Below are 2,761 nucleotides of genomic sequence, written 5' to 3' on the forward strand. Positions count from 1 at the left end.
CGTTGGGAGAGACCATCGCATGGACACAAGCGCTGGCGGATGCCTCCGAAGCGGCGCTGAAAGACGGGCTGCCGATCTTCATGGGCGGCGATCACGCGCTTTCGCTCGGCACCGTTCTGGGTGCGATGCGCCACGCCGAGGCGCAGGGCCGCCCGCTCTTCGTGCTCTGGCTCGATGCGCACAGCGATTTCCACACGCCCGACACCACCGACAGCGGCAACCTGCACGGCACGCCGCTGGGTTATGTCACGGGCCGCGAAGGGTTTGACGGCTTTCCGGACGTCGGCACCCCGCTGCCGCAGGACAATATCGCAATCATCGGGCTGAGGTCCGTCGATGCCGCCGAACGGGCCGCATTGCAGGGCACGACGATCCAGCACGTCGACATGCGAGAGATCGACGAGACGGGCATTGCACGCCCTCTGACCGCCTTCCTCGAAAAGGTCGCGGCGGCGGACGGCATGCTGCATGTCTCGCTCGACGTCGATTTCCTCGACCCTTCCGTGGCGCCCGCGGTCGGAACCACGGTGCCGGGCGGCGCGACGGTGCGCGAGGCGCATCTGGTGATGGAAATGCTGCACGACAGCGGGCTGATGACCTCGCTCGACCTCGTCGAACTCAACCCCTTTCTGGACGAGCGCGGGCGCACCGCTTCCCTGATGGTGGATCTGGCGGCGTCCGCCCTTGGCCGCCGCGTCTTTGACCGCCCGACCCGCGCTTACTGAAGGAGCCTGCGATGAACATTCCCAAACCTTCCGACAAGGCGCTGGTGCCCTTCGTATCCGTCGACCACATGATGAAGCTCATCCATCATGAGGGCGTCGAACAGATGCTGGCGGGCCTTGCAGAGTACATCGAAGCCGATTTCCGCCGCTGGGAGCTTTTCGACAAGACCCCCCGAGTGGCCAGCCACTCCGAAAAGGGGGTGATCGAGCTGATGCCCACCTCTGACGGGGATGTCTACGGCTTCAAATACGTGAACGGGCATCCGTCCAACACGGCGGACGGCTTGCAGACCGTCACCGCCTTCGGCCTGCTTGCGGACGTGGCGACTGGCTATCCCGTCCTGCTGACGGAGATGACGATCCTTACCGCGCTGCGCACCGCGGCGACCTCTGCGGTGGTGGCGCGGCTGCTGGCCCCCCGGGGCAGCAAGGTGATGGCGATGATCGGCAACGGGGCGCAATCGGAGTTCCAGTCGCTGGCGATGAAAGCCATCGTCGGGATCGAAGAGGTGCGCCTCTATGACATCGACAAGGCCGCCACGCGGAAATGCGCGGCCAACCTCGAAGGCAGCGGTTTGCGCGTTGTGTCCTGCGACAGCGCCGAAGACGCGATGCTGGGCGCGCAGATCATCACCACCTGCACGGCGGACAAGCAATATGCCACCATCCTGACGGACAACATGGTGGGTTCCGGCGTGCACATCAACGCCATCGGCGGCGACTGTCCCGGCAAGACCGAACTCGCCCCCGCGATCCTGCACCGGGCCGGCATCTTCGTCGAATACCCCGAGCAGACGCGGATCGAGGGGGAGATCCAGCAGTTGGAGGCCGACCACCCTGTCACCGAGATCTGGCAGGTGCTGACAGGTCAGGCCGAAGGGCGGCGGAACGACGAACAGATCACCCTGTTCGACAGCGTGGGTTTCGCGATCGAGGATTTCTCGGCCCTGCGCTACGTCCGCGACCGCATCAAGGGGACGGAGCTTTTCCATCCGCTGGACCTGCTGGCCGATCCGGACGATCCGCGCGATCTCTTCGGGATGTTGCAGCGCGCCAAGGGCTGACCTGGCGGGCGCGCCGGGGTGGTTTCAGCCCCGGCGCGTCACGTCATGGGCATAGAGCCAGTCGAAGGCCCCCGTCATACGCCCCGGTGCCGCGCGGCTTGCGATCCGCAGCGCCGCATGCGCCCCCCAGCGCAGCGGGCCGGGGGCAAGGTGATAACGCCAGGCGTTACGCTCCGCCGCCTGTACGACACGGGCCACCCTGTCAGCGCGGCGGGCCTGATACTGCCGCAGGGCGGTGTCGCGCTCCTGCCGGGTGAGGCAATCGGCCAGAACCCAGGCATCCTCCAGCGCCATGTTCGCCCCCTGCGCGAGAAAGGGCAGCGTCGGATGCGCGGCATCACCGAGCAGCGCCACACCCCCTTGTTGCCACTGCGCTGCCACCGGATGGCTATGCAAGCCCCAGAGCGTCACCTTTTCCACCGCTGACAGAAGATCGGCGGCACGGCCCGTGAAACCTGCGAAGGCTTCCCGCAGATGCGCGGGATCGTCCGCATGGGTCCAGCCCTCGGCGGCCCAGCGGTCCCGCTCCTCCACCGCGACGAGGTTGATGAGGGCGCCTCCCTTGATCGGATAGCTGACCAGATGGCGCCCCGCGCCCATATGAACATGCACTTCCGGCGGATGGTCGCCGGGATCGGCCACCGTCGCACGCCATGCGACTTGCCCTGTGAACCGGGCGGTATCGGCACCGTTGAGCACGGGCCGGGCGACCGAATGGATGCCATCGGCGGCCACGACGACCTCGGCCCGCCGGATCGTGCCATCCGTCATCTGGATCTGCGGCAGCGCTCCGGGCCGTACCGATGCGACCTGCCGGCCCAGATCGAAGGTGACATTAGCGCGCCGCGCCGCATCGGCCAGAACCTCGATCAACCCGGCACGATGGGCAAAGAGATAGCGCCCCTCCGGACCCGCCTTGGCAAGGTCGAGCCGCGCGACGGTCCTCCCGTTTTCCCCGTTCTGCAGGACGAC

The 2,761-nt window shown here is 66.8% G+C and carries 3 protein-coding genes; 2 read left to right on the forward strand and 1 reads right to left on the reverse strand.

What is annotated here, in order from left to right:
• The coding region (gene rocF, locus A3728_RS07330; protein ID WP_067921633.1) for an arginase at nt 1–725 on the forward strand (725 nt) is incomplete at its 5' end.
• A gap of 11 nt (nt 726–736) precedes the next feature.
• Nucleotides 737–1,789 (forward strand): ornithine cyclodeaminase, encoded by a 1,053-nt coding sequence (locus A3728_RS07335; RefSeq protein ID WP_082851027.1) that lies wholly within the window; start codon nt 737–739, stop codon nt 1,787–1,789.
• 24 nt (nt 1,790–1,813) lie between these two features.
• Here A3728_RS07335 and A3728_RS07340 read toward each other — a convergent pair.
• Nucleotides 1,814–2,761 (reverse strand): FAD-dependent monooxygenase (locus A3728_RS07340; RefSeq protein ID WP_067921639.1); only part of this gene is annotated, 948 nt, incomplete at its 5' end.

Source organism: Sulfitobacter sp. HI0040, assembly GCF_001634885.1.
In the GTDB taxonomy this organism is placed as follows: Bacteria; Pseudomonadota; Alphaproteobacteria; order Rhodobacterales; family Rhodobacteraceae; genus Sulfitobacter.